Genomic DNA, 4,734 nt, shown 5'->3' with positions numbered 1-4,734 from the left:
CCACGAGGCCGATGCCAGGCGATCACGGCGTCCGATATCTCACAACCCACTTCAAAATCCCCTTTTATTATAAGGACATCATCAGATGAGCAGTATGTCGCGCCGCCGTCGGAGCCGGCGAACAACGCATTTTTCCGATTGAGTGCGATTGGCCTGATTGAACGTTCGACGGTATTGGAGTCGATCTCGATGCGGCCGTCATCAATGAAGCTGGTCAGCCCATCCCAGCGCGACAGCGTGTAGCGGATGGCTTCGGCGAGCTTGGTCTTCTGGCTGATAAGAGTGAGTTGCTCGGTCAGCCATGGTGCGAGGTTGTCAGCGATCGGGCGGCTCTTTGCCTGCCGCACATCGCGGCGCTCCTCATGGGTCCTGCCGCGGATATCGTCTTCACTTTGTAGAGCTCGGCGATACGCCTGGGCGCTTCGCTGGCAATCGGCGCTGGCCCGGCTGCAGCGAGCTCGTAGAACCGCCTGCGCACATGACTCCAGCAGAATGCCAAAGACACGCTGTTGCCCGCGGCGATCGCGCGATAGCCGGGATATCCATCGACCTGCAGCACGCCAACAAAGCCATTGAGATGGGCCACCGGCCGCTCGCCCTTTCGGTCAGGGGCGTAGACATAGACAACACCGGGCGGATCGGCTCCGTGCCATGGTCTGTCGTCGCGAGCATAGGCCCAGAGTTGACCGGTCTTGGTCTTGCCTCGACCTGGATCAAGCACCGGAGCGGTCGTCTCGTCGGCGAACAGCTTGGACGAGGTCTTGATCTGTGCGAGCAGCCTCTGATGAAGCGGGCGCAGATGCCAGGCGGCACGCCCGACCCAGTCGGCGAGCGTGGAGCGGTCGAGATCGATCCCCTGGCGCTTGTAGATTTGCGCCTGCCTGTAGAGGGGCAAGTGATCGGCATACTTGGAGACCAGCACCTGGGCGACAATCTCCTCACAAGCGCGACAGGCATATTTTGGCCGGCGCGTCACCAGAACGCGGAACTGGGCAGGCACGATGTCGAGCCTCTCGCTGACATCTTCGCCGATCCGATGCAGGCCATGGCCGCAGCAAGGGCAGTCATGGCTCTCGATGTCGATGACCACATCGATGCGCGGCAGATGGGCGGGAAGAGAACCGCGGTTTGTCCGCCGCTTCGCCGCCCGTTCCCGGCGCAGATCGCTCGACACCTGCTCCTCGGCTTCCAGGCCATTGGCCTCGACCTGTTCGGCCTCTTCGAGCCCAAGAAGAAGCTGATCTTCTGGAAGCGTCTCCGCACGACGGCCGAAGCGATGGCGCTGCAATTCCTTGATGATCTGACGAAGTCGGGCGTTCTCGAGCTCGCGCGAAAGCACCATGGCTTTCAGCGCGTTCAGGTCGTCGGGAAGCTCGTCAGCCGTCATCGTCATGGACCGACAACAGCACAATCCGGCGACCAAAACGAGAGCATGGACGGACCTGATTCAATTGGTCGCGGCGACTATCCCGCCGCCTGCGGAACGCGTGCATCGGCCGGCGCATGAACGCGCTTCCAGTCCAGCCCCTCGAACAAGGCCGAGAACTGGGCGGCCGTCAGTCGCATCGCACCATCCTGCATCCTGGGCCAATGAAACTCGCCATCCTCAAGCCGCTTGGACACTAGGCACACGCCGCTGCCGTCCCAGAAGACGAGCTTGATCCGGTCCGCCCGTTTGGCCCGGAACACATAGATCGCACCGGAGAACGGATCGGCACCCATCTCGGCCTTCACCAGTGCCGCCAGGCCCTCCGCGCCTTTGCGGAAATCGACCGGTCGGGTGGCGACCATCACCCTTACCGCTCCCGACGGTCCGATCACAACTGTACCTTCACGGCGTTGATAACCGCTGTGATTGTCGCGGCGTCGGTGCCGGATGCGATCCTGATGATCGCCCCGCCAATCTCCAACTCGATTGCGCCATTGCCCGACTTGTTTCTGCGTGCGCGCGGTTCCGGCTCTTTCGCCACAGACTTCGTTGGCACCTCCAAGACCGCCGGCGCGAACATAGGAACATCAGCAGCAGGCGCGGCTTCGAGCGGCTTACGGGCGAGCCGACGCCAGGTGAACAGTTGCTGCGGGGTCAATCCGTGACGTCGCGCTACCGTGCAGACCTTCACGCCCGGCTCGTAACTCTCGGCGACGATCTGCGCCTTCTGCTCATCGCTCCACTCGCGACGGCGGCCGCTGCCGGTAAAAACCTCAAACCTGCGCAACGGTTCTTCGTCGCTGGATTTAATCGTAAGCTGTGAAATCGACATATGTCTAAGCCCTCGTTCAGGCTCAACATCGTCAATCACGCCCTGATCCGTAAGCGGCAAGGAGACCCCATCTGGCGTGGATGATGCTGAGCGGAGTATTCCGGACATACGACTTCTCTGAGTGTGAGGATCTATGTCTAGGCCTGCGGCTAGCCTTGGATTGATGCGGATGATCGAGGCGGTGCCCGATCGTCTTGACGGCTCGCCGCGACAGTTGCGGCGGTTCTGGTCTGACGAGTTCAAGGCCACGGCGGTCGAGCAAGCCTGTCAGCCGGGTGTGAACGTCTCGGCAGTCGCGCGGCAAATCGGGATACTGCCTTCTCAGCTCTATCGCTGGCGCAGAGAACTGTTGGGCAGTGATGAGCCTGGGCAAGCAGCAGAGACAACGGATTCGCAGAGCTTTGTGTCCGGCCCTGACCCCATCGTTGAAATCGTCATTGGCAATATCGTCGTGCGGGCGGGCCGGCATGCCGACGAGGCGCATCTGCAGCGCGTGATCCGGGCGGTTCGTTCGGCATGATCCCCGCGGGTGTAAAAGTATTCCTCGCCAGCCATCCCATCGACTTCCGCAAAGGGCCGGACAGCCTGCTGTCGCTGGTGCGCGACGCCGGCAGTGATCCGTTCAACGGCTCGCTTTATGTCTTCCGGGCGAAGCGGGCAGACCGGGTCAAGATCGTCTGGTGGGATGGATCAGGGGTCTGTCTCTATTCCAAGCGGCTGGAGAAGGCGCAGTTCTGCTGGCCGCGGATCGGCCATAATCGGGTGCAGCTCAATCATGCCCAGCTCATGGCGCTCGTTGACGGCATGGACTGGAAGCGGGTTCGCTCTGTGGCGGTTAAGCCGCCGGAGATTGTTGGGTAAAGGCCTGCGGCGAAGTGAATCAACCGCCTGAAAGGGCAGGAAAACTGGAGCAGAATATGCTCTGGTAAGCTTCATGACGCCGCCCGATCTGCAGCTCCCGGATGATGTAGAGAAGCTGAAGGCCATGGTCCTTGCCATGGCCGACAAGGCGGCGCGGACCGACGCTCTGGAGAGCGAGGTCGCAGATCTGAAGGCGAGAAACGCCCATGCTGATGAGCGCATCGAACGACTGACCCAGATCCTGAAAGCCTTCGATCGTGCCCGCTTCGGCCGCCGATCGGAAAAGCTTGGACCTCCAGGCATCGACGATGAGCAGCAGGCATTTGTCTTTGAGGAGATCGAGACCGGCATCGCCGCGATCCGGGCCCAGGTCAACAAGGGCGCAGCCCATCCGGATGGCAAACGTCAGCCGCGGCCGCGTAAGGGCTTCGCACCTCACCTGGAGCGGGTCGAAGTGGTGATCGAGCCGGCTGAACTGCCCGAACACGCCGGCAAGCAGAAGGTGCTGATCGGAGAAGACGTCTCTGAGCGATTGGACGTCGCGCCAGCGAAGTTCCGTGTCATCGTCACCCGGCGGCCAAAGTATACCTTCAAAAACGAAGATGGCGTCATCCAGGCATCCGCACCCGCGCACATCATTGAGGGTGGCATTCCAACGGAAGCGCTTCTGGCCCAGATCGCGGTCTCCAAGTATGCCGATGGCCTTCCGCTCTATCGGCAGGAGGCAATTTATGCCCGCGACAAGGTCGAGCTCGATCGTAAGCTGATGGCCCAATGGATGGGCAAACTCGGCTTCGAACTCGACATCCTGGCCGATTATATCCTTGCCGAGATTAAAAAGGCGGAGCGTATCTTCGCTGACGAGACGACGTTGCCAACGCTCGCGCCGGGATCCGGATCAGCAAAGACGGCTTGGTTATGGGCCTATGCCAGGGATGACAGACCCTTTGGCGGCAGTGGCCCGCCGATGGTCGCCTATCGCTTCGAAGATAGCCGTGCTGGCGATCGTGTCGCCCGGCATCTGAATGGCTATCACGGCATCCTCCAGGTCGACGGATATGGTGCCTACAACAAGCTCGCTCGATCTGACGGAGGCAATGACGGCGTGATACTGGCCGGCTGCTGGTCCCACAGCAGGCGCAAGTTCTACGAGCTCCACGCCTCGGAAAGCTCGACGATTGCGACCGAGACGGTGGAGCTGATGGCAAAGCTCTGGCAGGTCGAAGAAACAGCCCGCGGGCAAAGCCCTGATGCTCGTGTCGCGGCGCGTCAGCAGACATCTGCTGCCGTCGTCACTGAGCTCTTCGACCTTTGGCAGAAGACCCTGCCGCGGATCTCCGGCAAGTCGAAACTCGCAGAAGCGATCCGCTATGCCACCTCGCGTCGCTCCATCTTCGAACGCTTCTTGACCGACGGCCGTATCGAGCTCGACTCCAACATCGTCGAGCGCGCAATCAGGCCCCAGACAATTACGAGAAAGAACAGTCTATTCGTCGGCAGTGACGGCGGCGCGACATACTGCTCATCTGATGATGTCCTTATAATAAAAGGGGATTTTGAAGTGGGTTGTGAGATATCGGACGCCGTGATCGCCTGGCATCGGCCTCGTGGC

Annotated in this window: 7 protein-coding genes; 3 read left to right on the top strand and 4 right to left on the bottom strand. The window is 61.0% G+C overall.

Annotation, left to right across the window (positions count from 1 at the left end; translation table 11 throughout):
• From MOV63_RS31975 to tnpA, 4 genes are all read right to left on the bottom strand, one after another.
• Positions 1 to 347: IS66 family transposase (locus tag MOV63_RS31975; protein ID WP_247039774.1), on the bottom strand; the 347-nt coding region annotated here is incomplete at its 3' end.
• Positions 296 to 1,393, bottom strand: coding sequence for an IS66 family transposase (tnpC, locus tag MOV63_RS31970; RefSeq protein ID WP_247039773.1), 1,098 nt, complete (start codon positions 1,391 to 1,393; stop codon positions 296 to 298). The genes MOV63_RS31975 and tnpC (MOV63_RS31970), both read right to left, overlap by 52 nt.
• Positions 1,394 to 1,464: 71 nt before the next feature.
• On the bottom strand, positions 1,465 to 1,821 hold the full coding sequence (gene tnpB, locus MOV63_RS31965) for an IS66 family insertion sequence element accessory protein TnpB (RefSeq protein ID WP_247039772.1): 357 nt from the start codon (positions 1,819 to 1,821) through the stop codon (positions 1,465 to 1,467).
• Positions 1,818 to 2,261, bottom strand: coding sequence for an IS66-like element accessory protein TnpA (gene tnpA, locus MOV63_RS31960; RefSeq protein WP_247039771.1), 444 nt, complete (start codon positions 2,259 to 2,261; stop codon positions 1,818 to 1,820). Before tnpA ends, tnpB (MOV63_RS31965) begins: the two co-directional genes overlap by 4 nt.
• A gap of 169 nt (positions 2,262 to 2,430) precedes the next feature.
• On the opposite strand from tnpA, the gene MOV63_RS31955 reads away from it, so the two are divergent.
• The 3 genes from MOV63_RS31955 to tnpC (MOV63_RS31945) form a co-directional block, all read left to right on the top strand.
• Complete coding sequence (locus MOV63_RS31955) at positions 2,431 to 2,781, top strand: transposase (protein WP_245305709.1); 351 nt, start codon at positions 2,431 to 2,433, stop codon at positions 2,779 to 2,781.
• The gene (gene tnpB, locus MOV63_RS31950; protein ID WP_011053349.1) at positions 2,778 to 3,122 is read left to right on the top strand and encodes an IS66 family insertion sequence element accessory protein TnpB; all 345 of its coding nucleotides are present in this window, start codon (positions 2,778 to 2,780) and stop codon (positions 3,120 to 3,122) included. Before MOV63_RS31955 ends, tnpB (MOV63_RS31950) begins: the two co-directional genes overlap by 4 nt.
• A gap of 73 nt (positions 3,123 to 3,195) precedes the next feature.
• Positions 3,196 to 4,734: IS66 family transposase (gene tnpC / locus MOV63_RS31945; protein ID WP_247039770.1), on the top strand; the 1,539-nt coding region annotated here is incomplete at its 3' end.

The organism is Neorhizobium sp. SHOUNA12A, from assembly GCF_023006505.1.
Lineage (GTDB): Bacteria > Pseudomonadota > Alphaproteobacteria > Rhizobiales > Rhizobiaceae > Neorhizobium.
The sequence above is the reverse complement of the archived record's forward strand: the minus strand, read 5'-3'. Positions and strand labels throughout refer to the sequence as shown.